Below are 25,086 nucleotides of genomic sequence, written 5' to 3'. Positions count from 1 at the left end.
GTAGTTTTCTCCTTTTAACAGATTAATATCCTTGATCTTGCCTTTTATAATTTATCTCGTTTTTTTCAAGATATGCACGTTGAATATCTTCTTCTGAAAAACCTAATAAATTTCCAAGGTCTATGCATGATGAGAAAAGTTGCTCATAATTAGCTTTTGTCGGTGAATTTTTGTACATTATCGTCTGTTCATAAACAATCTGAAACTGATCTACTTCAGAGCGATCTATAAGTTGATTAGTTTTACTATCAAAGCTATCATAGCCTTTGTTAATACCAATTGACATTAGAAAATGGATGACATCTACATATTCTTCTAAAATTACAGTTTGATTATTTCTTGGCTTTTTACTCCAAAACTTAAAGCATCTAGTCTCATTAGCTAGTTCTCCTAACTCAACTAATAATGCTAAGATCTTTTTATCGAATAAATCTGCTTTTAGTAAGCCATGATTTTCTTCTATATAGGAATCTAGTTGTTTTTGCATATTAAATAATGATATCCAATCCAAACTGAACCCTCCTTCTTCTCACTTTCATTTATTGTATCATGAAATTATAATAATAGTGAAACCTTCCATTCGTTTAAAACGTATACTATAAAAACAATAACTAGGAGTAGATTACATGCTAGTGATTAGCTTTCGTATATTACTAATAATAGCAATGGCACTGCTTATTTATACACTTGTACAATACTTACGTAAACCGGAACGCAAGTTAAAGCTTGCTCAAAAAAATAAACAATTTTATATATTAGATGAGGAACAAAATGATAAAAAAAATTTTCAACTCACGTATATGGGGTGTTTGTTTGAAGGAGAAAAGTACTTAGGTACTACGGATAATAAATTTGAAGTAGTGGATATACATGTTACTGTTAAAGACCCACATCAACTTCAAGGTCTTTCTAGAGAAGATTTATATTTTATAGAAGAAGAGATTATTTTTCACTATCCCTATGCGGCGATCACTTGGAAGCACCCTATTAATAAGGTTTTACAATCATCAAAATAGTAAACCTTAGTGGAGTCAGTAGAATTCTTAGCTAAAAGTATTGTATTACGGGCAGTTTGTCCTTCGTTAATCCTCATTGGCTAATACTCATCTTCTTGAAGTAGAGATATTACTGCCCGTTACATGCGGGGATAAATAACATTTGGGTTATATAAATGGTTGTTCCCTGTCTGTAAACTGATAAATAAGTGGACAAATGGTATATATTGCTAATAGTAATACTCCTGTTATACAAGCAGTAATAATATTATTTATATCGAGTATTAACATAGCCACTATAAATATCGAACAAATGGGAGTGAACAGCAAAGCTTTATTTCTACTTCCTTTTGTCAGATACTGTGATTCTCCACATGATGGACATGGTTTAATACGAAAACATAAATCTTTCCAGACAAATTGATGATTACAATTCCAACAGCGTGGCAACTCCATCTTTTATTCCTCCTTCAATCGTTCGAAAATTGAGAACAAAAAATGTAAAATTCTTTTCTTAGCTCATCTAGCTCTTCCAATGAAATTTTAATATTTCTATTCTCATTTTCATATGCATATTTAATTTTTTTTAATAACTTTTTTGAATGCGAGTGATTCCCATTTACTCCCCATAATGCTGCTTCTTGTTTTGATATAATTTTAGCAAAAACTAAATAGTATTCAATACGAAGTAAACTAAGAATACAATAAACCGGCTTTTCTCTTATTGATTTTAAACAATCATTAAATTCTCCTTGTAATGATAGAAGATAATCTTTTTTTGGTATAGTAGTAAACAGTTGCCCTATTTCCTCTCCATATAAACACCGTCCTGAATTGACTACAATAGTCAAATGAGCAGCTAAATCTGAATCGGTATGGACTTCCTTTAGATGTGTGTTTATTTTGCTAATTGGAGTGTTTTGATAAAAATCTCTCCAATATTCACTATAATGGAAATCGTAGGTACTGGGATGCCTCCAATTTTCCAACCTACTCTTTTCTAAAACAGAAACTTCAATCGGATAAGGAGTCATTGATTGTGATAAAAAGTATGATAGTAATCCATGTTTTTCATGTAAGTACAAGGGTTGATTTATAATAATAATCAGATCAATATCACTTTTATTTTTTTGAAATCCACCTAATACGATAGATCCATGTAAATAAATTCCTTCTAGTTTTTTATGCAAAATTTGTGTAATTCGAGTCTTTATCACATCCAGTATTAATTCTAATTCCATCCCACCACTTCCACCTTAATATGTATATATTTACTATAACAAAAAACACACGTAGATTCACGTGTGTTTATGAAGGAGATCGGGTTAATGAAGTGTGTTGTTGAGAGTCAGGTACGGAGAAAAATTCTTGCCATTTGATAATGATTTCTTTTCTTCTCAATAAATACAGCATCGGTAATAAAGCAACTAATAATATTCCGATGAACATTGGATTCAAATTGGATATCCAGCCTCCGATTGAAGTATACACCATTGCTAATGGTATACTTGAAAACAATGATGATCGCGCATAATCTTTAAACCCATTACTTATTTCAATAAGACATAGGGATAACAGATGGAAATGTATAAATGGAACCAATCGTAATAAAGTAATCTGAGATTTAGTCAATTTCGCATGTTTACCTAACAGCTTTTGCTTAACTCCAATCAACCGTTGAACAGACTTTGGCGTCCATCCCATTAAACCATAGAACAGTAGGCTTGAAAGTGTAATACCTATAATTGAATAAATCGAACCTGCTACGGGACCAAACAATACTCCGCCTGAAATACATATAAACACAACAGGTAAAAATAATAGCGGTCTAAATAAATGAAATATAATAAATAAAAGCGGTGAGAGAACTCCTCCCATTTCAACAATAGAAAATAAATAATTTCCTATATATTCCATCCTCCACCTCCTCTGCCGTTCCTCTAATTATACAAGGTTCTATATATCTATATGACAGTAGACGAGCCTTTATGACATAAAAAGTAGAATCCAGCTAAAACTAATCACATTAATAACGATAAGGACAGGCATTCCAATTGTAAACGATCGATGTTTCGTTTTATGTCGAAATGATTGCATGCCTATATATATACCAACACTTCCACCTATGATTCCTAGTAACCAAAACGTCCTTTCTGGAATTCGATAATGTCTACGCACAGCCTTCTTTTTATCTATGTACATCATTACAAATCCAATAATATTCGCCGCCACTAAATAATATAATATACTACCCCATTCTTCCATTGCACACCTTACCTTCCTATACTATATTAGTAAAACACAATATGTCCGTTTAAAAAAAGACCGATCCTAGTTGGATCCGGTCTTTATCAAACTATTATTTTAAAGCATCTTTTGCTTGAGATACTAACTGTCCAAATGCTTTTTCATCGCTAATTGCAAGGTCAGAAAGCATTTTACGGTTAATATCAATTCCAGCAACTTTTAATCCGTGCATTAATTTGCTGTAAGAAATATCATGCATACGAGCAGCAGCGTTAATACGTGTAATCCATAATTTACGGAAGTCGCGTTTTTTCTGTCTGCGGTCACGATAAGCATACTGACCAGATTTAATTACTTGCTGTTTTGCTGTTTTAAATAGAGTTCTTTTAGAACCATAGTAACCTTTTGCTAATTTTAATACGCGTTTACGACGTTGACGCGTTACTGTTCCACCTTTTACACGTGGCATAAGAAATCCCTCCTAATTCATTTCCATTTCTATTTTGGTAGCATATCTTTAATGCGCTTATAATCTCCAGAAGAAACAAGTGCACTTTTACGTAATTTACGTTTTTGTTTTTGTGATTTGTTTGCAAACATGTGACTAGTGTATGCATGAGATCTTTTTACTTTTCCAGAACCCGTTTTCTTAAAACGTTTTGCTGTTCCTTTATGAGTTTTCATTTTAGGCATAATTCATTCCTCCTAGTTATCTACTGTTACGTATTAATTTTTTTCATTAATTGGAGCGACCATCATAAACATATTACGGCCTTCCATTTTAGGTTTTGTTTCAATCGTACCAAGGTCTTTTACTTCCTCAGCGAAACGGTCTAACACTTCACGTCCAAGTTCTTTATGGGTAATCGCACGACCACGGAAACGCACTGCAGCTTTTACTTTATCGCCTTTTTCAAGGAACTTGCGAGCGTTTTTCAATTTTGTCTCAAAATCATGGTCACCAATTCCTGGTGTGAAACGAACCTCTTTTACATTAATGACTTTTTGCTTTTTACGAGCTTCTTTTTCTTTTTTCTGTTGCTCGAAACGATATTTACCGTAGTCCATGATACGACATACTGGCGGTTTTGCATTTGGAGCTACTAGTACTAAGTCAAGATTTCTTGTTGTTGCAATATCCAATGCTTCCTGACGCGATTTTACTCCAAGCTGATCACCGTTTGAGTCGATAAGTCGTACTTCTCTAGCACGAATCTTTTCATTGACGTTCATATCCTTGCTAATAGCCAGCCACCTCCGAAATTATTGTTACTGATCTATTTGACAAGCTTATTTTATGCAATTAAAAAAGTGTCGGTACATACTTGCACCCACACATCTCCAAATACACTTAAATAAAAGGTTGGAACCAGTCAACTACCATAATCGGTGTCAATCAGGTGAGAAGCGGGTGCTTCTACTTGTCTTAGATCATTTTATTAACTTTTATAGTGTACCATATCTCGTCTATGACGTCAATACAGCCTCACTAGTTTTTATACAACTATCATAGATTATCACGTCATGGCAATACTGTCAATCACTTTTATAAATTACATGAGATAGAACGAAGCCGTTCTATCTCATGGCTTTCTTCTAATCTTTGAGAAGAATTTCCGTTACATGCTGCTTTTTAATTTGTACTTTTGTTCGTTCTTCACTATTCTTATTGTGGATAAAATAATTCCCTGGTGAGAGATCAGTAATCACAAAATAACCATTTGCATCTGTTTCTAATTTTTTAATTATTTTTCCATTTTTGCCACGTCGGAGTATAACTTCTTTTGCAGATTGTTCAGTAGCAAGCTGGCCTAATAGATGTCCATGATTTCCCTGACGCCATGAAGGATCTGGCAACTTTGTCGGTATTTCAAATGGTGGCCTTCCTTCATTATGTTCTGTTGGCAAATAAAGCGATTTAATCAGTGAAGATTGAGGAAGTCCATCATTGCTCCAAATATTATATACGTAGGGACTTACCCCTTCTGCCATATTACCATTGACAGATGGTGCTAACGCACGATGAATTTGATCCATACTATCCGATATCGTATTTAAATAGAGTGCTGGCCCAATTATTATGCCTCGATTTCTCGGTAAATCTTTTTGCCATTCAATCCATTGATCATAACGTACGGCCCTGCGTGGATCTGCATCACTATCGTAATTCATGACATAAGCGTAGTCTAGATAACCTTCCTGAACCCATTCCTTCCAATTCTGATGTGCTCGCTGAACAGGATCCATATCCCACCAATTCGTTTTACTCGGATTATGAAATCCCCATGATAAAACTGCTGCAGTTAACTCTACATCAGCATCAACTGTCATAAGCTCCGTGTATACGCGTTTGATTAATGAGTCAATTTGTTCTACTTTCCAAGCGATCCATTCTTGATCATTTACTGTTGGTCGATCAGATCGACCTGTCTCTTCATGAAACCGTGCTAACGAAGTAGCATTGTAACCCTTCCCGTCTTCCGGGTAACGGATGTAATCCAAATGAACACCATCAACCTCGTAATTCCGAGCAATATCATTTACCATTTCAACTACATGATTTCTCGCGTCAGGATGCCCAAGGTCAAGATAAGGCTGCCAGTACGGAACAGTACCATTATAATCTTCCGTTACCCATTTATCTTCTACTGCGTCCGGACCATGTAGATTCCAAATATGTGTTGGATCTGATGGAGCACCACCATATACGCTATGCCACATTGGACCTACAACTACCCAAGCATGTACTTCGATTCCTTTTTCATGTGCCTTGGTTAATAAGTAACCTAATGGATCGAATCCTTCTGGAACTGAAGGATCTTCTGTAAATGGTAATACATCACTATAATAATACGCATCATGTCTTCTGCTCACTTGTGCAATAATTGTATTCATATTAGCATCATCAACATCTTCAACTAGTTCATCAATTTCTTCTGGAGTTTTTAAGCCAGGTTCAAAAGCTTGTACCCAAAAAGCTCGTATAAATGGATTTTCTTTTTGTAAAGAAGCTTCTGCGGTGGTAAAAGGTGTAAGAGTGAGGCTAGACATCGCAATCAACATAACAAATACAACAATAACTCCCTTTGTCTTTATTTGTTTCATGTTTTCTCTCCTCCTATAATTTTAATCCAATACCCTTACCACTCACCTCCTCTAGATTAGTGTCTATTTCTACCGCTCTAGAAGACGTTCGTTTCTTGTTGAATGCGAGAGAAAACATCTTTTTCTTATTAATTTTTAGTTTACTACTTCCTTCTATTGTAAATAAGTGCCAAAAGTTGCTTTTAATTCTCTATTGTTGGGCACTTTGTCCTTTAATATATTTTATTAAAAAACAAAACTGCAACGAAAATAAATAACATTTCGTTACAGTTCAGCTTTTATAATAAATAATATATTCCCCATTGCTAATTCTTATTTAATCTTCTTATTATCAACTTCTTCTTTGATTAGCTTTAAGAATTTATCAAATTCCAATGTCTCCGTATCTTGTTCTCCGTACCTACGATAATTAACACTGTTACTTTCCATTTCTTTGTCTCCTAATACTAGAGCGAATGGAACTTTTTGTGTCTGTGCTTCTCGAATTTTATATCCAATTTTCTCATCACGTTCATCTAATTCTACACGAATTCCTTGGTACCGAAGCTTTTCTTCAATACGCTTCGCATAATCTAAATGAGCTTGTAATGAAACTGGAATTATTTTCACTTGTACCGGTGCAAGCCAAGTTGGAAAAGCACCTTTATATTCTTCAATTAAGAAGGCAACAAATCGTTCCATTGTTGATACTACTCCGCGGTGAATAACTACTGGACGATGTTGATTACCGTCTTCCCCAATATACGTAAGGTCAAATCGCTCTGGCAGATGGAAATCTAATTGAACTGTCGATAAAGTTTCATCTTTACCTAGAGCAGTTTTGACTTGTACATCTAATTTTGGACCATAAAATGCAGCTTCTCCTTCTGCTTCTACATATTCCAAATTCATATCTTCCATTGTTTCTTTCAACATTGATTGTGCTTTTTCCCACATCTCGTCCTTATCAACATACTTCTCTTTATCTTCAGGATCACGATAAGATAACCGGAAATAGTAATCATCAATACCGAAATCTTTATACACATGTTGTACTAATTCTACTACTCGAATAAATTCCTCTTTCAATTGATCAGGTCGAGCAAATATATGTGCGTCATTTAATGTCATTGCTCGTACACGTTGAAGTCCAGCTAATGCACCACTCATTTCATGTCGATGCATCGTTCCTAGTTCAGCGATTCGAACTGGTAAATTACGATAACTCCAAAGCTGGTTTTTAAATACCATCATGTGGTGAGGACAGTTCATTGGACGTAGTACCAGTTCCTCGTTATCCATCTCCATTGTTGGAAACATATCGTCCTGATAGTGGTCCCAATGTCCACTTGTTTTATACAGTTCAACATTTCCTAGTACTGGTGTATAAACATGGCTATATCCTAATCTTTCTTCTAAATCAACGATATAACGCTCTACATTACGGCGAATGGTTGCTCCTTTCGGTAACCAAAGTGGTAAGCCTTGTCCAACTTTTTGTGAGACCGTAAATATTCCTAATTCTTTTCCTAATTTACGATGATCTCTTTCTTTACGTTCCTCTAGAATTTGCAAATGTTCTTCTAATTGTCCTTTTTTCTCAAAAGCAGTACCATAAATTCGTTGTAATTGTTTATTATTACTATCTCCACGCCAATATGCACCGGAAATACTCAATAACTTAAATGCTTTAATCTTACTTGTAGAAGGTACATGAATTCCACGACATAAATCAAAAAACTCCCCTTGTTTATAAATAGTAACCTGTTCATTTTCCGGAATAGCGTCGATAAGTTCTAATTTTAAATCATCGCCAATTTCCTTGAACATTTCTTGAGCTTGTTGACGAGAAACTTCTACCCTTTTAATTTCGAGGTTTTCATCGACTATACGCTTCATCTCTTTTTCAATCTTAGGTAAATCTTCAGGAGTTAATTTGTGTTCCATATCAATATCATAGTAAAATCCTTCTTCAATAACAGGACCAACACCAAGTTTTACATCGTTAAATAAACGCTTTATTGCCTGAGCTAATAAGTGAGCACTTGAATGGCGTAACACTTCAAGTCCCTCATTGTTTTTATATGTGATAATTTCTATGCTTCCACCTGATGATAATTCTCTTCGTAGGTCGACTAGTTCACCATCAAGTTTGATTGCAAGTGCTTGTTTTTTTAACCCTGGTGATATGGAAGCTGCTATATCTTCACCAGTGGTACCAACTGGAAATAGCTTCTCTGAACCATCAGGAAAAATAATCGATAAATCTGCCATGTTCATTCTCCTTTTTCAATAAATTAAAAAACGCCCATCTCTTTGCACTAATGCAAAGGGACGAGCGTTGGTAACGACGTGGTTCCACCCTAATTCCTATCCATAACTTACTAACTATCTGGATAGCTTCATTACATCTTTAACGCAGAAATACGTTGCTGATTACTAAAAATTCACCAACAAAGCTCCAAGGTGGTAATTACTTATCTCATAAAGGTATCTTTCAGCCAATGGATTCCTTCTCTAGATTATGAAATATAAATAATCTTGTCCTTATCATCACGAATAAATATACAGTCATTTATTCGTATTATAGACCTTTCATATCAGAAAATCAAGCCTGTCTAATCATTTTTCAAATAGTAAGAAAAAGGAAAATTGCGGGTTGGTTCAAAATCCACCTTTTCTTGGAAGACATTAATAACCGTTAATGTTTTCGGTTCTGATGGATCATCTCCATAAATTTTAATTTTCTTTGGTCCCATAGCAATTAGTGGAGCTAGATTAAATTCATTATCATGTAATCCTACAACATATAATGGTTCTTCACGCATTAGCATTCTTAACTCAAGCCGCGATAATTGTTTCCCATTATCATAATAAAACTGGAATGTATCACCTTGCATAATATGAATAATTTCCATACCAACATCTTTCTTTTGTATGTAGGCACGTAACATATCAATAAATGCTTGATGATCTTCTTCTCTTCTAAACTCATCAATTGCATCTCCGACACATCTTCTAATTTCATCCCGGAAAGGTAATAAACGAAAGTTCACTAATGAATCGAAATGAATTTCCGAATTAATTTCAATATTTTCTACAAACAAATTTGTCAGTAGTCCATGAATATCTTTATTATTTCGTAAATGCTTACTATCCTCGTCCTCCCCCGTCAAAATCCAATTGGTGAGATCATGTATACGTTCGATTTCTTCTTGTTCCGTATAATAGTACTCTTTTATCATTTTTCGAATCATATTACCTAAACGATGTGTTAATACTACATCTGCCATCGCTTGACTTATCGTTTTACGAAGATCTTCAGCAGGTAATATTTCATCAATCGTTAAATGATTTCCCCAATCTTCATTTGTTTTCCAATTTAATTCCATCTTTCTATTTCTACGAAAGACAGATTCACAAAAACTTACCACTTCTTTGTCTAATTCAAAAAATACTTCCACCAATACATATCACCCTCATCCACAACCGAACTGTTACATTATATGGACAACCATTTAAAAAAATGAATAAACTACTCAAACTAGCAAATGATTTTACGAAAAAAGGTATGAATGTATTAAAAAATACCTTTTTTGAACTGCTTTAGTAGAGTTCAATAAAAGGTACTCATTAGCCACGACGATTCGGACCATTCAACTTCACATCTGTGGTAACTTGTTTAATCCGCTCAATAATTCTTCCTGCTTTAACTTGTTCTACTCCATTCCTTGTTGTAGATAATTCTTGTTCTAGTTGATCTAAGTCATAATTAGATGTAATAAAAACTGGTAATCCTTCCATCATACGGTACTGTAATACTGAACCTAATACTTCATCACGGAACCAAGCAGATTGCATCTCAGCTCCCATATCATCCAACATCAATACATCAGCTTTTTTAAAAAAATCTATTTTTTCATTGAATGAATCATCTTTAAATGATGACTTAATTTCACGGACAAACTCCGGCATATATATTAATGAAATTGAGTATTGGAGTTTTTTAAGTTCATTAGCAATTGCACCTAATAGATAAGTCTTTCCGACTCCAAACGATCCGTATAGATAGAGTCCTTTTTTGGGTAACTCTTGCTTTGAAGCTTCTAAAAAATCCAGAACTTTCGCCAATGCATTTGATCGGTGCTCATCTTGAATAACCTCAGATATTCTTGCTTGAAGAATTTCTTTCGGCATATAAAGACTTTGAATCAGCTTTTGCTGCTGTTCATTTTGCTCTTCTTCCAATCTTTTGTGGCATTTTTCATAACTTAACCGAATCTCATTTTTGTCAGCCTCCAAAACGGGAGAATATCCTTGTATCATATTCTGACATCCACCAAGCGATTTGCATCGATCACATTGCTTGGATTGAGACTTATATTCATATAATTTTATTAAATGTTTATCAATAATTTCACTAGTTAACTCTGGGTGGCTAGTTAAAAAATGCTTTATGGATGGGTCATCTAATACTTCTTTTCGGATGTTTTGATAACTTGTTTGGAAGTTTTCGTTTTTTTTCATCCATGCTTTCAATTCTGATTGTATCGGTTTCACACTTAACCACCCTTATACACCTTTATTAATTTTCATTTAAATATTGTTTTAACCTAGATGCTATTTTTTCTTGGTCTTCCATCGAAGAGTTTGGATTTTCAGAAGTTACCTGTGATTTGTTTTTCCGTTCCTTAAACCAATCAGGAATAACTTCCTTAGTTGCAGTCTGGCGCTGTCTCGTATAGTTATTCTTCTTAACTTTAGATTGAGCTTTCTGTTGTTCCTGCCTAGCGAAATTCATTGCATCACTTGCTGTTTGAAGGTTCAGCCGAGACCAATGACTAGCAATTTTTTCTAAATATGCTTTTGAAAGTTTCATATTAGATTGTAATAATACATAATGAATAAGTACATTCATTACTGGTGCAGGTAAATCTTGTTTTGTCATTACAGACTCTATTACTTTAATATCTTGATCTGAAGCATCATTACCTCTTGATAAATCTTTCAATAATTGAGTCGGTGATATTCTTTCTAATTCGTAAATTAACTGTTCTTTTTTCGTTTTGGGTTTCGTCACTTCATACGACTTATCTAGGTTGTTTTTTTCAGATAGCCGTACGGACTGTTGATTATTTTTTGAACGAAAAATATCATGGCACGCTGCTTTGAACTCTTTTTGATTAAATTGATATGATTCATTGATAGCATATTGACACGCACGTTCAATCTCATGACTATCCAAATTATATAATACTTTCATTTGGTAAATCAGACGCTTCGTATCAGTTGTTAATACTTGATTAGCGGGTATCATTCGCTTGTTTAACATCTGTTCTATCCAACTAAAATCCATCGGAACATCATGTTTTACAGAATTATTTTGACTATTATAATTTTCAATTCTAGCTACTTTTTCTGTAGGTGTTACTGTTTGAAAGACATCGCTAAAATCAACCGTGATTTCTTCTCCATATTCACGTTCATTAGGAACATAATGAGAAAATAACATATCATACTTTTGATCTCCAATATGATGTAATAGTAATTGCGACAACATATCATCTTTAAAGAAATCATTTGGAGCATATGGACTTAACAATTCATATGTATAAAAATCACGATTATCTTCATTATATTTATATGTTTTTAGTAAACCTATCCCTTCCAATTTCAAACGAGATCGGTAAATTTCATCCAATGAAAGATTAAGGTAATTCATTAGTGTGTGATGTGTTTGTGGGGATACATGAGCATGGATATTTGAATCGTGCAACAGAGTGTGATACAAAGAAACAGCATAAATACCAATTAGTGGTTGATATAATTGAGTAAGTGAAACGCCGTAATCAACAGGTAAATGTTCTTTTTTCATAACATAATACCCATCAATAGGAAGAATCTTCCCTATAAAGTTCATGTAAACACACACCCTTTCGACTTTTTCATTTATCTTTCATCGATTTATCCGTATTAATAATATCTTTTAATTCATCTAAAAATACAGTTATATCCTTAAATTGGCGATATACAGATGCAAAACGTACATACGAAACTTCATCTACTTTGGATAAAAGTTCCATTACCATTTCACCAATGGAGTTACTTGAAACTTCTGGGTTTCCTGCATTCCGTAATTTCTTTTCCACTTCCAACGCTATACTTTCTATGGTTTCTAAAGCAACTGGTCTTTTTTCACACGCTCGAATAAGGCCACGAGTTAGTTTTTCACGCGAAAATTCTTGACGCACGCCATCTTTCTTAACCACAATTAAAGGAACTTCTTCAATTCGTTCAAAAGTAGTAAACCGAAAGCCACACCGTTCACATTCTCTACGTCGCCTAATTGCTCTTCCTTCTTCTATCGGTCGAGAGTCCAAGACTTTTGTATTTTTATTTTCACAATTGGAACATCGCATCATTGTTCAACCCCATTCTTTAATGTTCCGTAATTAGTTGAAGTTCTTTATTCATATGTTCATATAATTCTTGAATAACTTTAGAACTGTGTCCAAAATCTATTTGCAATAAACTTTCTGTAGTCACAGAAAAATCAACAGCAGTATGATAAGGGCGCACCATAATAATAGTTGCAACTACAAAGACTCTCTTGCCTTTTTTGGTTGTTGCACTTATCTCACCATGCTCCTTAGAAACAGCATTGATAGAATATGTATCTTTCGATTGAAAATAGGTTTCAATGACTTTCATTACGGAATCTTTGCTTGCTTTATAGTAATGGGTCTGCAACTTTTTATCCTCATGACGATCTTTTGTTTCTACATGATTACTAAAAAACTTCCTTATCTTATAGCCGATTGACATTTAGAAACACACCTCATACGTTCATAGAATTAGTATAACTAATTATTATTCTATTATTTTAACATGTTTTTAACAAATGCTCTAGTTAAATAAAGTAGGGATATTATATAAAGTAACAAATTAAGATTTTAACAATAAACAGATTAGAGTGTCAACAGGCAGTTAGTTCACAGATTAAGTGAAGAAAATGAATTCATTAAATCAACACACACTTTCAAACTAGATTCAATCTTATTCTATGAACAGGAGTTAGTTCGTTTAGTATGCATTTTTTAAGCAATATAAAAAAGGACAATATCAAGGGAGAAATTAACTTAACCCTTCTATTGTCCATTCCTATTCATTTAATTAAACTTCCAAGATATCTTCAGTCTATGCTTTGTTTTATAAATAGATCTTGATTATGACGATACTTTCATTTCTTTTTCCAAACGGTCTCCCACATAAAGAGCTAAATCAAGAACACGTTTAGAATATCCCCATTCATTATCATACCAAGCAATTACTTTTATTTTGGTTCCCTCCATTACAATGGTAGATAATCCATCAATAATAGCGGAGAATTCACTTGTTGTATAATCAATTGATACAAGAGGTTCATCAGAGTATTCCAATACTCCTTTCATATATCCTTTTGATGCATCTTTAAATAATCGATTTAATTGTTCGACTGTAACACTCTCTTCTAGATCGATTACCAAATCAACCAAAGATACGTTAGGCGTAGGTACCCTTAAAGCCATCCCATGTAATTTTCCATTTAAATGCGGCAAAACTTCTCCGAGCGCCTTTGCAGCTCCTGTTGTAGTTGGAATAATTGATTGTGTACATCCTCTTGCCCTTCGTAAATCTTTATGTGGATTATCTAGATTCTTTTGATCATTCGTAAAAGCATGGACTGTAGTCATTAATCCATTTTTTATCGTAAAATGATCATCAATAACTTTTACAACCGGTGCCAAACAATTTGTTGTACATGAAGCATTCGAAATTACATCATCTCTTTTAGGAATATATTCAGCTTCATTTACTCCCATAACAATTGTTTTATCTACTTGCTTTCCTGGAGCAGTGATAATTACTTTTTTTGCTCCTGCTTTAATATGCAATCCCGCTTCTTCTTTTGAGTTGAATTTCCCAGTAGCTTCTATAACAATATCAATGTCCAACTGTTCCCAAGGAAGAAGTTCAGGCTGTCTATTGTTAACGATTTTTACTTTTTTTCCATCTATTTCTAAATAACCTTCAAGCGCTTTCACTTCTCCGTCAAAAATTCCATGTACACTATCATATTTCACCATATGTGCTAATGTCTCAGATGGGTAACCAGCATTGATAGCGACTACTTCAAACTGATCATTTTGTATTGCTTGTCGAAAAATCATTCGTCCTATTCGTCCAAATCCAGTAATTGCGATACGTTTTGTATTCATAAGAAATAATCCCCCTAATTATGATATACTCATAATCCATTATGCAAAATTAGTATAACACAAATAATCATTATTGTGTTGAAAATAATGAAAAAGAGGCATTTCTTCTATATATTATGTTATCATTATAGCCCAACGAGCTATATAAATAACTTTTTATCTATTAGAAAACAGAGTAACTTGTGAACGTTGATCCTCACAAGTTACTCTGGTGAATTAATTAACCAATACCCCATGTTTGTAAAACTTGGTCTAACTGTACTTTCGTCTCTTCTATTGAATGATTATTATCAATAAAGATATCTGCTAAATTAGCCTTTTCTTTTAGAGGCATTTGTGCTTTTATCCGATCGGAAGCTTCTTTTTCACTATAACCATTTCTCTTCATCAATCGTGAAAGTTGTACATCTTCATCTACATAAACAACTAATGTTTTATCTACGAGATGAGTTAAGTTACTTTCAAATAGCAAAGGAATATCTAACACAACACAAGGCATGCCTTTCTTGATATAATCATCTCGTATGGATAGCATCCGACTTCGTACAGCTGGGTGAACTATCGCATTTAGTTGCTTTCTTTTATCTTCATCTGTAAAAATAATTGATCCTAATTTGGGACGATTTATCTTATGATCATCTTTAATAATCTCTTTCCCAAATGCTTCTACAACTTGATCATATGCTCTTTCCCCTGGCTCAACTACTTCTCGTGCAATTAAATCTGCATCAATTACAGGAAAATTCTTTGCTTGAAACATTGATGAGACCGTACTTTTACCGCTTGCTATTCCACCTGTTAAACCGATAACTACTGTCATTTTCTCACACCTTGTTTATTCGGTTGGCAAGTTGGACATAGGTGGGTTCCTCTTCCACCAACCTTCATTTTAATAATATCTGCTCCACAAACTCTACACGGTTTGGAATCTTGTCCATAAACAAATAAATCTTGCTGAAACATCCCCATATCCCCTTGGGTATTTACATAGCTACGAATAGTGGTACCTCCAGCTTTAATAGCATCTTGTAATGTTTCTTTTGCATTTATTTGTAACTTTTTCACTTCCTGTTTTGTCAATTTACTGCAGCGTTTTAAGGGATGAATATTTGCTCGAAACAAAGTCTCATCCACATAAATATTTCCTAGTCCAGTAACGATTGATTGATCTAACAAAGCTGTTTTTACATATCGATCAGTACGCTTTAATTTTTCATAAAAGTAATCTAAATTAAACGAATTATCGAATGGATCAGGACCAAGTTGACTTAATGGTTTATGCATAAACTCTTCACCAATTGGATAGACATGCATTGTCCCGAATTTCCGAACATCGTTATAACGTAATTCTTCTCCATTTGAAAAGTAGAACGTTACATGCGTATGCTTTTTTACTGGATCGCCTGGTGAATGAACACTATACTTCCCTTCCATTCGCAAATGGGAGATAACTACATGTTCATCTAGATAGAACAAAAGAAATTTTCCTTTTCTCCCCACCGAGCGGATTGTTTGATCTGTAACTAATGCTTTAAATTCCTCAACATCGTCTGGATATTTAATTATATTTGGCCACTCAATATCAATATGTTTGATTGTTTTATTACATACAAAAAGTTTCAATGTTTCTTTTATAGTTTCTACTTCAGGTAATTCAGGCATTTATTTCTTCTCCTTACTTTGCATCAAACCAGCTTTTTCCATAGGAATAGTCAACTTTTAAAGGAACATCCAATTCCACAGTGCGTTCCATTACATCGGGCACTATTTCCTTTAATTTGTCTATTTCATTTTCTGGTGCTTCTAAGATAAGCTCATCGTGTACTTGTAATAATAATTTTGCTTGTAAATCTTCTTCTTTCAGTCGATGGTCAAGATCAATCATTGCTTTTTTTATAATATCTGCAGCACTACCTTGGATAGGGGTATTCATTGCTGTACGTTCCGCAAAACTACGCATATTAAAGTTTCTACTTGTAATATCTGGCAAGTATCTTCTCCGCTTCATAATTGTTGATACAAACCCTTTATGCTTTGCTTCTTGTACAATTTCATCCATATAACTTTTTACACCAGGATAACTATTGAAATACCTCTCTATAAATTTTTTCGCTTCCTTACGAGTAATTCCGAGGTTTTGTGATAAACCATAGTCACTTATACCGTAAACAATACCAAAATTTACTGCTTTCGCCTGCCTTCGCATATTTGATGTTACTTCGTCTGCTTCTACATGAAACACATCCATTGCAGTCTGCGTATGGATATCAGTATCTTCTTTAAATGCTTTAATTAGTTTTTCGTCTCCTGCTATATGTGCTAAAACACGAAGCTCAATTTGAGAATAATCAGCAGCAAACATAATCCATTTTTCTTTAGAAGGTACGAAAGCTTGTCTAATTTTTCTACCTTCTTCGAGACGAATAGGTATATTTTGTAAGTTTGGTTCAATCGAACTCAGCCTACCTGTCTGGGTTAAAGCTTGGTTAAATCTTGTATGAATTCGACTTGTATCTTTACGCACAACCTTTAATAATCCCTCAATATAAGTTGACTGTAGTTTTCCTAATTGGCGATACAATAACAGTTTTGGTATAATTTCATGTTCATTTTCAAGTTGTTCTAATACATCTGCAGCAGTAGAATAACCTGTCTTCGTTTTTTTAATAACAGGTAATCCTAATTTTTCAAACAAGATTGGTCCCAGCTGTTTAGGAGAGTTTAGATTAAATGTCTCTCCGGCTAGTTTATAAACTTCTTGTTCAAGCGCATCTAGTCTTTTTTTTAAATCTTCACCCATCCCTTTTAACTTATCAATATCTACTTGAACACCATAGTGTTCTACCTCAGCTAGGATAAGTGCTAATGGCATTTCTAATTCTTTTAATAAATCATATTGTTCATTATTACCAAGTTCTTCTTCCATTTCGGGATAGAGATCATATAATAATTGTGTTTTACGAACAACATGCTCATTCAAAACTTCAGCTTCAGGAACTTTTTGTTTTGCACCTTTTCCAAATACCTCTTCGTCAAATTGAACATCCGTTCTACCTTTTCGATTAGCAATTGCTGGTATATCATGATTATTCTCAGACGGATTTAATAGATAAGATGCTAGGAGGGAATCAAAAATAATTCCTTGCATATTTATTTTGTTGCGAAGCAAGGCAACTTTAGTTCTTTTCGCATCAAAAACAATTTTATTTTTTTGTGGATTCTCTGCCCATGCTTTAAATATATCAGATTTTAGCGCAATATCTGTCGGGATAAAAGAAGCCTTCTCCTTATTAACAACAGCTACTCCTTCAATTGGAATAAGGTGATAATTCTCACCAAGCATTTCAATATACACCGCATCACTATCCGTAAATATTTCTTTCGTTACATTCTCCACAACTTCAAACTTAATAGACTCCATCTCTTTTTTAGGTTCTTCGAAGTCATTCCCTGTATCTTCACTAACTCGAGATAACAGTGATTGAAAACCAAGATCCTTAAACATTTGAATTACTGTCGTAGATTGAAATCCATTATACGGTATGTTTTCAAGCGACACATCTATAGGTGAATCACGATTAATCGTTACTAATTCCTTACTCATAAAGGCATCTTCGCGATGATTGGTCAGGTTCTCTTTTAATTTTTTTCCAGATACTTCATCTAGGTGCTCGTAAACATTTTCAAGACTATCATATTGTTTAAGTAATTTTGTAGCAGTTTTTTCTCCTACTCCAGGAACGCCTGGAATATTATCTGAACTATCACCCATTAAGGCTTTTAAATGGATAATCTGGTTTGGAGTTATCTCCATTTTCTCCATCATGTAGGATGGAGTATATTTTTCAATATCACTAATTCCTTTTTTCGTAACACTTACAGTTACTTGTTCAGAAACAAGTTGCAATAAATCTTTATCTCCTGAAATTACTGTAACTTCCCAATCTTTTTTATCTGCTTGTTTAGATAAAGTACCGATAATATCGTCAGCTTCATATTGGTCAAGCTGATAATATTTAATAGAGAAAGCATCCAGTAATTCTTTAAGAACAGGAAATTGTTCAGAAAGCTCAGGTGGGGTTTTTTGACGTCCACCTTTGTATTCTTTATATGTTGAATGACGAAATGTTGTCTTACCCGCATCAAAAGCTACTAACATATGTGTTGGTTTCTCTTCTTCTAGAATACGCAATAGCATTGTAGTAAATCCATATACTCCATTGGTATAAATACCTTTATCATTATTTAGCAAAGGTAGCGCAAAAAAGGATCGATAGATAATACTGTTACCATCAATGAGCACTAACTTATTTGACATTCGATATACCATCCTCTCATTCTAAATCCTTAGCTCTATTTTAGCATTCTCATTCAAGAAAAGGAAAAAATACGTAAGTTTCATGTTTTCTTTACTTTACGAATACAAAAAGAGCTGACGATCTAATACAACGTCAACTCTTTTTCGTTTACTTTGGTATATAGATATGAATAGTAGTCCCTTCGTTCAAGGTACTCTCTACATCTATTTTTCCTTTATGAACTTCTACAATATGCTTTACAATTGCCAAGCCTAGACCGGTTCCACCTGTATTTCTACTTCTTGCTTTATCTACTCGGTAAAATCGCTCAAAGACTCTAGTTTGTGATTTCTCATCCATACCAATTCCACTATCTTTTACTTGAAAATGGATAGCATCCTTTTCCTCTGAAATAGTTAAGCAGATATCTCCTTCGCTTGGTGTATAATGAATCGAGTTATCAACCAAATTAATTAACACTTGTTTCATACGATCTTTATCCGCTCGCATTGTCAGTTGATCTGGAATTTCTAGATTGAAGGTTAGATTTTTCTTTTCTGCCTTTTGTTGAAGTGTCGGCAATATTTCTTCCACCATTTTTTTCACATCATAACTATCTATTAATAACCGAAAATCTTCTCTTTCTAATCTAGAAAGAGCAAGTAAATCTTCAATTAACAATTGTAATCGATGACTTTCTTTATAAATAATTTCCATAAATTCTTTCGTAGCAGGATCCTCTATTTCATTGTCTAATAAAGTTTCAGCAAAACCACGAATAGACGTAATTGGTGTACGAAGCTCATGGGATACATTCGCTACAAAGTCCTTACGCATATTCTCTAATTTTTTTAGTTCAGTAATATCGTATAGTACTAGTACTGCCCCCTTTAACATATTTCTCTCATTAAAAATCGGTGCACCAACAACTTCTACGTAAATTTTGTTTAATCCCACTCGATGAACAAACGATTCCTTAACAGCTTCTTCATATAAAAAAGTTTTCTGGACTGTTTCATGTACGTTTTCATTTTCAAACACGTCATAATAAAGATGTCCTCTATAATTACTTTCTTCCTCACCAAACATTTGAAGAAACTTTCGATTTACAACATGGACATAGCCTTTTTCATCAATTAAAACTAATCCACTTTGCATATTATCTACAATTGTTGTTAATTGTTCTGATTGCATTTGTTCTTGTATTGCAATTTCGCTCATATTTCTAGCTAATGTATTGATTTTTACACTTAGTTCTTCCATTTCCGGACTATTACCATTATAAAATCGAGCACTATAGTTTCCTTCTATAAGCCGATCTACTGTTTTTGTAGCTTTTCCAATAGGTCTTGTATAACGATTATAAAATTGTATAAATAGTATCGAGATAATCATAAATTGAACTATTAATACAGCAACAACCATAATCCAATTAGACTCAGCTTGAACAATCAGCCAACCAGTTAATAATAAACTCAATATAGTTATAATCATACTTGGAAGTAACGTTCTAGAAAAAATTACTTTCATTAAACAGGCTCCTCCATTTTATAGCCCAAGCCACGTACAGTTTTGATATATACTGGCTTTTTAGAATTAGGTTCTATTTTATCTCGAAGATGGCTAATGTGAACATCTACGATTCGTGTGTCTCCTATAAAATCATAATCCCATACACTACTCAATAATTGATCCCTTGATATCACCTTTCCTTTATGTTTTGCTAGATGATACAACAATTCAAATTCTTTCCGAGTGAATGTAATGATATTATTACTCATTTCCGCTTCGTATCTTTCTGGATATATACTTAGTTCCCCAATTTTCAATACGTGAAACCCGGTGTTATTAGATAATTGCGATCGTCGTAAAATTGCTTTCACCCTAGCAATTACTTCTTTAGGGCTAAATGGTTTCGTTAGATAATCATCTGCCCCCATTTCTAGACCAAGTACTTTATCAAATTCTTCATCTTTTGCGGTCAACATAAGAATTGGTGTATTTACTTGGTTCATCCGTAATGTGCGACAAACTTCCATACCATCAATTTCAGGAAGCATTAAGTCCAATACGATTAAATCATACATGCTTGACTCTGCCTTATTAATCGCGTCTTGTCCATTATAAGCAACATCAGTCTCAAAACCAGAATTTTCCATATTGTATTTTAGTAAAGTTACAATAGACTCTTCATCATCTACGATTAATATTCGTTTGCTCATCAATAGTCCCCCTAGCATATCCATACCCAAATTATTACCAACTCATACTTCTATATTATCATTATTATCCAGCAACGCATAACGAATCACAAAATGTTAAAAAAACTTAACATGGTTCAAGAGTATTTGATATTGATAAACTAGTATGTTGAAGCTATGCCTGCTAAAAAGCTACTGTCTGCATTGAAAATCAAACAGAACAACATTCGGTTTTATAAAACATATATTATTTTGAAATTGATGTATGTTAGTAAATAGTTAAAAGGAGCAAAAACTGCTCTATATGTCTATTTGTAGACTTATAGAGCAGTTTTCTTATACTTGTTTATTGAAGTACATTTAATACATTTTTTACAGAATCAGCAGATTTATCAAGTTGTGCCTTTTCTTCTTTTGTTAAATCTAACTCAATAACTTCTTCAATTCCTTCTCCACCTATAATGGTTGGAACACCTAAATAGATATCTTGATATCCATATTCACCTTCAAGATATGCAATCGTAGGTAATACACGACGTTGATCTTTTAATATCGCTTCTGCCATCACAGTTAAGGAAGCTGCCGGTGCATAATAAGCACTACCGTTACCTAATAGATTAACAATTTCTCCGCCTCCTGTGCGAGTACGCTGAACAATTGCGTCTAAACGGTCTTTAGAAATTAATTTTTCTAACGGGATTCCACCAGCATAAGAATAACGAATTAGCGGGACCATGTCGTCACCATGACCGCCTAGTACAAAACCAGTTACATCTTTGACGGAAAGATTAAGTTCTTCTGCTACAAATGTACGGAAACGTGCGGTATCTAAAATTCCCGATTGACCAATTACACGTTCTTTTGGTAATCCGGACTCTTTAAATACTGTATATGTCATCGCATCCACTGGATTAGTTAATACAACAATAGTTGTATTTGGCGAATATTGCACAACTTCTTTTGTAACCGACTTCATAATATTAGCATTTGTATTTACTAGATCATCACGACTCATTCCTGGCTTACGAGCAATACCAGCAGTAATAATTACTAGATCAGAACCTTCTGTATCAGCATAATTAGATGTACCAGTAATTTTTGCATCAAACCCTTGAACAGGAGCAGCTTCTGCCATATCTAGCGCTTTTCCTTTTGTAGGATCTTCCATATCAGGTATATCAACTAATACAACATCGCCTAATTCTTTCTGCGCGACCATTAAAGCAGTTGTTGCACCAGTAAAACCCGAACCGATTACTGATATCTTTTTACGTTTTAAACCCATCGTAATTTCTCCTTTATCGTAAAATCTAATTTCACAAATGAAAAGCGTAGGAATAAGAATGAATTCTAACCGAATCTCTAATTCTTATTCCTACTTAATTATTCATTTCTTGCTTTACATATTTTTGATTAGTTCTTGTCCAAATTCAGAGCATTTTACCTCTGTAGCACCGTCCATTAGGCGAGCAAAGTCATATGTTACTACTTTTGAACCAATCGTCTTATCCATTGATTTAGTAATTAAGTCTGCAGCTTCTCTCCAACCTAAATGTTCTAACATAAGTACAGCAGATAAAATAACAGAAGAAGGATTTACTTTATCCAACCCTGCGTACTTAGGTGCAGTACCATGTGTTGCTTCAAAAATTGCGTGTCCAGTATCATAATTGATGTTCGCTCCAGGTGCAATTCCAATTCCACCTACTTGTGCTGCAAGTGCGTCAGAAATATAGTCACCATTTAAATTCATTGTTGCAACAACATCAAACTCTTTTGGACGAGTAAGAACTTGTTGTAAGAAAATGTCAGCAATTGCATCTTTTACAAGAATTTTACCAGAAGCAAGTGCTTCATCTTGTGCTTTATTAGCAGCTTCCTTACCTTCTGCTTCTACAATACGATCATACTCTGCCCAAGTAAATACTTTATCACCGTATTCTTGCTCAGCTACTTCGTAACCCCAATTTTTAAATGCACCTTCTGTAAATTTCATGATGTTACCTTTATGTACTAAAGTAACATTTTTACGACCTTCATTAAGTGCATAGTCAATCGCTGAACGCACTAATCGCTTCGTACCTTCTTCAGAAACTGGTTTCACACCTATTCCAGACGTTTCTGGGAAACGAATATTTTTTACTCCCATTTCTTCTTTTAGGAAGTTAATTACTTTTTTTACTTCGTCGGATCCTTTTTGCCACTCTATTCCAGCATAGATATCCTCAGTATTTTCACGGAAAATAACCATATCTACTTCTTCTGGACGTTTAACCGGGGAAGGAACCCCTTCAAAGTAACGTACCGGTCGTAAACATGTAAATAGATCTAACTCTTGACGTAATGCTACATTAAGAGAACGAATACCTCCACCAATCGGTGTAGTTAAAGGGCCCTTTATAGCAATCTTATATTCATTAATTTTATCAAGTGTATCTTTTGGCAACCATTCACCAGTTTTGTCATATGCTTTTTGACCAGCATATACTTCCAGCCACTCAATATTTTTCTTCCCATCATAAGCCTTTTCAACTGCTGCTTCTATAACTTTTTGAGCAGAAGCCCAAATATCCGGTCCTGTTCCATCTCCTTCAATAAATGGAATAATCGGTGTATCAGGTACATTCATTTTTCCGTTTTCTACTACAATTTTTTCTCCCTGTGTCATTACAATACCTCCCAAATGTTATTCGCAATGTATCTTCTTTAGTGTATCTATATTAACCTCTTTGTTCAATAGAAACATAGTCACGTAATTCTGGACCTGTATACTCTGCACGTGGACGAATTAAGCGATTATTATCATATTGTTCTAGAATATGAGCAATCCAACCTGAAGTACGACTTACAGCAAACAAAGGTGTGAATATATCATGATCAAGACCTAGGCTATGATATACTGATGCACTGTAAAAGTCTACATTTGCAGGAAGCCCTTTATTTTCTTTAATATAATCTTCTATTTTAACTGACATATTATACCATTTTTGTTGCCCTGTTAATTTTGTAAGTTCTTTTGACATCTCTCGTAAAAATTTAGCACGAGGATCTCCTGTACGGTATACACGATGCCCCATACCCATAATTTTTTCTTTATTAGCTAATTTTTCTTCAATATAAGGAATAGCGTTTTCCTCATCACCAATTTCAGTTAACATTTTCATTACGTTTTCATTCGCACCACCGTGCAACGGTCCTTTTAATGCTCCAATTGCTGCAGTAATACCTGAATAAATATCAGATAATGTTGCTACACATACACGCGCGGTAAAAGTAGATGCATTCAGTTCATGATCAGCATGAAGTACTAACGCTTTATTAATTGCTTCTATTTCGATATCTTCAGGTTCTTTACCATTAAGCATATATAAGAAGTTTTCTGCATAGCTTAAGTCTTTTTTTGGTTTTACCGGTTCCTGACCTTTACGAATGCGAGAAAAAGAAGTTACGATCGTTGCTATTTGCGCTTGAATACGCACCGCTTTTCGTTTATTAGCTGTTTCATCCATAACATCAGCTTCATTATCATAAAGCCCAAGCAATGATACTGCAGTACGTAATGCAGCCATTGGGTGAACCGTACTTAAATCATAGGAACGTAAGTGATCAATAATTGCATCAGGTATTTCCATATTTTCAGCCAATTGAGTTTTTAATTCATCCAATTCAGACTTATTTGGTAATTTTTGATTCCAAAGTAGAAAAATAATCTCTTCAAAGCTTGAATTTTCAGCTAAATCATCAATTCTATACCCTACATAGGATAGCTGATCATCAATAATCGAACTAATCGATGACTGCGTAGCGACAATACCTTCTAACCCCTTTGTCGATGCTGTCAAAATAACCCTCTCCTTTTTAAAAAATATTCAAGCATTACTAAGAATGCGAATTATAAAACAAGACAATTACAGGCTAATTCCTTCTTAACCATTGTTTCTCATATTAGCAAAGAATGTCAATTTTAATCTATAAATCTGACAAAAAGAGCCTATTTTTGTCT

25 protein-coding genes and 2 other annotated features are annotated in these 25,086 nt (G+C 34.0%); of the genes, 1 reads left to right on the top strand and 24 read right to left on the bottom strand.

Annotated elements, in window-relative coordinates; all coding sequences use genetic code 11:
• Window positions 1–22: 22 nt before the first annotated feature.
• A complete protein-coding gene (locus AQ616_RS04545; RefSeq protein WP_069685174.1) occupies window positions 23–511 on the bottom strand; it encodes a dUTP diphosphatase in 489 nt (162 codons plus the stop codon).
• Window positions 512–626: 115 nt separating this feature from the next.
• Here AQ616_RS04545 and AQ616_RS04540 point away from each other — a divergent pair, with 115 nt between their 5' ends.
• Window positions 627–1,016 (top strand): sigma-w pathway protein ysdB, encoded by a 390-nt coding sequence (locus AQ616_RS04540; protein ID WP_069685173.1) that lies wholly within the window; start codon window positions 627–629, stop codon window positions 1,014–1,016.
• Window positions 1,017–1,163: 147 nt separating this feature from the next.
• On the opposite strand, the gene AQ616_RS04535 is transcribed toward AQ616_RS04540, so the two are convergent.
• From AQ616_RS04535 to citZ, 23 genes are all read right to left on the bottom strand, one after another.
• Window positions 1,164–1,451 (bottom strand): TIGR04104 family putative zinc finger protein, encoded by a 288-nt coding sequence (locus AQ616_RS04535; RefSeq protein ID WP_069685172.1) that lies wholly within the window; start codon window positions 1,449–1,451, stop codon window positions 1,164–1,166.
• A 14-nt stretch (window positions 1,452–1,465) separates the two neighbouring features.
• Entirely contained in the window at window positions 1,466–2,236 is a 771-nt protein-coding gene (locus AQ616_RS04530) for an aminoglycoside adenylyltransferase domain-containing protein (protein WP_017797260.1), read from the bottom strand.
• Between the two features lie 67 nt (window positions 2,237–2,303).
• Window positions 2,304–2,912, bottom strand: a complete 609-nt coding sequence (locus AQ616_RS04525) for a TVP38/TMEM64 family protein (RefSeq protein ID WP_017797261.1) — start codon at window positions 2,910–2,912, stop codon at window positions 2,304–2,306.
• A 69-nt stretch (window positions 2,913–2,981) separates the two neighbouring features.
• On the bottom strand, window positions 2,982–3,260 hold the full coding sequence (locus tag AQ616_RS04520; RefSeq protein ID WP_017797262.1) for a DUF1294 domain-containing protein: 279 nt from the start codon (window positions 3,258–3,260) through the stop codon (window positions 2,982–2,984).
• A gap of 94 nt (window positions 3,261–3,354) precedes the next feature.
• Window positions 3,355–3,711: a 50S ribosomal protein L20 gene (gene rplT / locus AQ616_RS04515; RefSeq protein WP_017797263.1), complete on the bottom strand. Its 357-nt coding sequence runs from the start codon at window positions 3,709–3,711 to the stop codon at window positions 3,355–3,357.
• Between the two features lie 29 nt (window positions 3,712–3,740).
• A complete protein-coding gene (gene rpmI, locus AQ616_RS04510) occupies window positions 3,741–3,935 on the bottom strand; it encodes a 50S ribosomal protein L35 (protein WP_011066545.1) in 195 nt (64 codons plus the stop codon).
• A 33-nt stretch (window positions 3,936–3,968) separates the two neighbouring features.
• Window positions 3,969–4,475, bottom strand: a complete 507-nt coding sequence (gene infC / locus AQ616_RS04505) for a translation initiation factor IF-3 (RefSeq protein WP_011066546.1) — start codon at window positions 4,473–4,475, stop codon at window positions 3,969–3,971.
• Between the two features lie 66 nt (window positions 4,476–4,541).
• Window positions 4,542–4,671 (bottom strand) — a sequence feature (ribosomal protein L20 leader region).
• 167 nt (window positions 4,672–4,838) lie between these two features.
• Window positions 4,839–6,347, bottom strand: coding sequence for a glycoside hydrolase family 10-like protein (locus tag AQ616_RS04500; RefSeq protein ID WP_069685171.1), 1,509 nt, complete (start codon window positions 6,345–6,347; stop codon window positions 4,839–4,841).
• Between the two features lie 312 nt (window positions 6,348–6,659).
• Window positions 6,660–8,600 (bottom strand): threonine--tRNA ligase, encoded by a 1,941-nt coding sequence (thrS, locus tag AQ616_RS04495; RefSeq protein ID WP_069685170.1) that lies wholly within the window; start codon window positions 8,598–8,600, stop codon window positions 6,660–6,662.
• A 53-nt stretch (window positions 8,601–8,653) separates the two neighbouring features.
• Window positions 8,654–8,889: a binding site (T-box leader), on the bottom strand.
• Window positions 8,890–8,944: 55 nt separating this feature from the next.
• Complete coding sequence (ytxC, locus tag AQ616_RS04490; RefSeq protein WP_230199348.1) at window positions 8,945–9,790, bottom strand: putative sporulation protein YtxC; 846 nt, start codon at window positions 9,788–9,790, stop codon at window positions 8,945–8,947.
• Window positions 9,791–9,959: 169 nt separating this feature from the next.
• On the bottom strand, window positions 9,960–10,886 hold the full coding sequence (dnaI, locus tag AQ616_RS04485; RefSeq protein ID WP_069685169.1) for a primosomal protein DnaI: 927 nt from the start codon (window positions 10,884–10,886) through the stop codon (window positions 9,960–9,962).
• Between the two features lie 25 nt (window positions 10,887–10,911).
• Window positions 10,912–12,246 carry a replication initiation and membrane attachment family protein gene (locus tag AQ616_RS04480; protein WP_069685168.1) on the bottom strand — a complete coding sequence of 445 codons (1,335 nt, stop codon included), beginning with the start codon at window positions 12,244–12,246 and terminating at the stop codon, window positions 10,912–10,914.
• A gap of 25 nt (window positions 12,247–12,271) precedes the next feature.
• The gene (gene nrdR, locus AQ616_RS04475) at window positions 12,272–12,745 is read right to left on the bottom strand and encodes a transcriptional regulator NrdR (protein WP_026133794.1); all 474 of its coding nucleotides are present in this window, start codon (window positions 12,743–12,745) and stop codon (window positions 12,272–12,274) included.
• Between the two features lie 19 nt (window positions 12,746–12,764).
• Window positions 12,765–13,151, bottom strand: a complete 387-nt coding sequence (locus tag AQ616_RS04470; RefSeq protein WP_017797270.1) for a hypothetical protein — start codon at window positions 13,149–13,151, stop codon at window positions 12,765–12,767.
• Window positions 13,152–13,552: 401 nt separating this feature from the next.
• Window positions 13,553–14,584 (bottom strand): glyceraldehyde-3-phosphate dehydrogenase, encoded by a 1,032-nt coding sequence (locus AQ616_RS04465; protein ID WP_069685167.1) that lies wholly within the window; start codon window positions 14,582–14,584, stop codon window positions 13,553–13,555.
• 220 nt (window positions 14,585–14,804) lie between these two features.
• Window positions 14,805–15,404 (bottom strand): dephospho-CoA kinase, encoded by a 600-nt coding sequence (coaE, locus tag AQ616_RS04460; RefSeq protein ID WP_069685166.1) that lies wholly within the window; start codon window positions 15,402–15,404, stop codon window positions 14,805–14,807.
• A complete protein-coding gene (mutM, locus tag AQ616_RS04455) occupies window positions 15,401–16,246 on the bottom strand; it encodes a DNA-formamidopyrimidine glycosylase (RefSeq protein ID WP_017797273.1) in 846 nt (281 codons plus the stop codon). The genes coaE and mutM overlap by 4 nt, the downstream gene beginning before the upstream one ends.
• Before the next feature lie 13 nt (window positions 16,247–16,259).
• Window positions 16,260–18,902, bottom strand: a complete 2,643-nt coding sequence (gene polA / locus AQ616_RS04450; protein WP_069685165.1) for a DNA polymerase I — start codon at window positions 18,900–18,902, stop codon at window positions 16,260–16,262.
• A 148-nt stretch (window positions 18,903–19,050) separates the two neighbouring features.
• Window positions 19,051–20,412 carry a two-component system histidine kinase PnpS gene (gene pnpS, locus AQ616_RS04445; protein WP_017797275.1) on the bottom strand — a complete coding sequence of 454 codons (1,362 nt, stop codon included), beginning with the start codon at window positions 20,410–20,412 and terminating at the stop codon, window positions 19,051–19,053.
• Window positions 20,412–21,104: a response regulator transcription factor gene (locus tag AQ616_RS04440; RefSeq protein WP_017797276.1), complete on the bottom strand. Its 693-nt coding sequence runs from the start codon at window positions 21,102–21,104 to the stop codon at window positions 20,412–20,414. The genes pnpS and AQ616_RS04440 overlap by 1 nt, the downstream gene beginning before the upstream one ends.
• A gap of 325 nt (window positions 21,105–21,429) precedes the next feature.
• Window positions 21,430–22,368 (bottom strand): malate dehydrogenase, encoded by a 939-nt coding sequence (gene mdh, locus AQ616_RS04435; RefSeq protein WP_069685164.1) that lies wholly within the window; start codon window positions 22,366–22,368, stop codon window positions 21,430–21,432.
• A gap of 114 nt (window positions 22,369–22,482) precedes the next feature.
• Window positions 22,483–23,751: an NADP-dependent isocitrate dehydrogenase gene (gene icd / locus AQ616_RS04430; RefSeq protein ID WP_017797278.1), complete on the bottom strand. Its 1,269-nt coding sequence runs from the start codon at window positions 23,749–23,751 to the stop codon at window positions 22,483–22,485.
• A 52-nt stretch (window positions 23,752–23,803) separates the two neighbouring features.
• On the bottom strand, window positions 23,804–24,925 hold the full coding sequence (gene citZ / locus AQ616_RS04425) for a citrate synthase (RefSeq protein WP_017797279.1): 1,122 nt from the start codon (window positions 24,923–24,925) through the stop codon (window positions 23,804–23,806).
• Window positions 24,926–25,086: the final 161 nt, after the last annotated feature.

Origin of the sequence: Oceanobacillus sp. E9, assembly GCF_001741975.1 — a bacterium.
Classification (GTDB): domain Bacteria; phylum Bacillota; class Bacilli; order Bacillales; family Amphibacillaceae; genus Oceanobacillus; species Oceanobacillus kimchii.
This window is presented reverse-complemented; position numbering and strand designations above follow the sequence as displayed.

Coding starts and splice junctions, on each gene's coding strand:
- AQ616_RS04540 (WP_069685173.1), top strand. CDS start 627: ATGCTAGTGATTAGCTTTCGTATATTACTAATAATAGCAATGGCACTG.
- AQ616_RS04535 (WP_069685172.1), bottom strand. CDS start 1,451: ATGGAGTTGCCACGCTGTTGGAATTGTAATCATCAATTTGTCTGGAAA.
- AQ616_RS04530 (WP_017797260.1), bottom strand. CDS start 2,236: ATGGAATTAGAATTAATACTGGATGTGATAAAGACTCGAATTACACAA.
- AQ616_RS04525 (WP_017797261.1), bottom strand. CDS start 2,912: ATGGAATATATAGGAAATTATTTATTTTCTATTGTTGAAATGGGAGGA.
- AQ616_RS04520 (WP_017797262.1), bottom strand. CDS start 3,260: ATGGAAGAATGGGGTAGTATATTATATTATTTAGTGGCGGCGAATATT.
- rplT (WP_017797263.1), bottom strand. CDS start 3,711: ATGCCACGTGTAAAAGGTGGAACAGTAACGCGTCAACGTCGTAAACGC.
- rpmI (WP_011066545.1), bottom strand. CDS start 3,935: ATGCCTAAAATGAAAACTCATAAAGGAACAGCAAAACGTTTTAAGAAA.
- infC (WP_011066546.1), bottom strand. CDS start 4,475: ATGAACGTCAATGAAAAGATTCGTGCTAGAGAAGTACGACTTATCGAC.
- AQ616_RS04500 (WP_069685171.1), bottom strand. CDS start 6,347: ATGAAACAAATAAAGACAAAGGGAGTTATTGTTGTATTTGTTATGTTG.
- thrS (WP_069685170.1), bottom strand. CDS start 8,600: ATGGCAGATTTATCGATTATTTTTCCTGATGGTTCAGAGAAGCTATTT.
- AQ616_RS04480 (WP_069685168.1), bottom strand. CDS start 12,246: ATGAACTTTATAGGGAAGATTCTTCCTATTGATGGGTATTATGTTATG.
- nrdR (WP_026133794.1), bottom strand. CDS start 12,745: ATGCGATGTTCCAATTGTGAAAATAAAAATACAAAAGTCTTGGACTCT.
- AQ616_RS04470 (WP_017797270.1), bottom strand. CDS start 13,151: ATGTCAATCGGCTATAAGATAAGGAAGTTTTTTAGTAATCATGTAGAA.
- AQ616_RS04465 (WP_069685167.1), bottom strand. CDS start 14,584: ATGAATACAAAACGTATCGCAATTACTGGATTTGGACGAATAGGACGA.
- coaE (WP_069685166.1), bottom strand. CDS start 15,404: ATGACAGTAGTTATCGGTTTAACAGGTGGAATAGCAAGCGGTAAAAGT.
- mutM (WP_017797273.1), bottom strand. CDS start 16,246: ATGCCTGAATTACCTGAAGTAGAAACTATAAAAGAAACATTGAAACTT.
- polA (WP_069685165.1), bottom strand. CDS start 18,902: ATGTCAAATAAGTTAGTGCTCATTGATGGTAACAGTATTATCTATCGA.
- pnpS (WP_017797275.1), bottom strand. CDS start 20,412: ATGAAAGTAATTTTTTCTAGAACGTTACTTCCAAGTATGATTATAACT.
- AQ616_RS04440 (WP_017797276.1), bottom strand. CDS start 21,104: ATGAGCAAACGAATATTAATCGTAGATGATGAAGAGTCTATTGTAACT.
- mdh (WP_069685164.1), bottom strand. CDS start 22,368: ATGGGTTTAAAACGTAAAAAGATATCAGTAATCGGTTCGGGTTTTACT.
- icd (WP_017797278.1), bottom strand. CDS start 23,751: ATGACACAGGGAGAAAAAATTGTAGTAGAAAACGGAAAAATGAATGTA.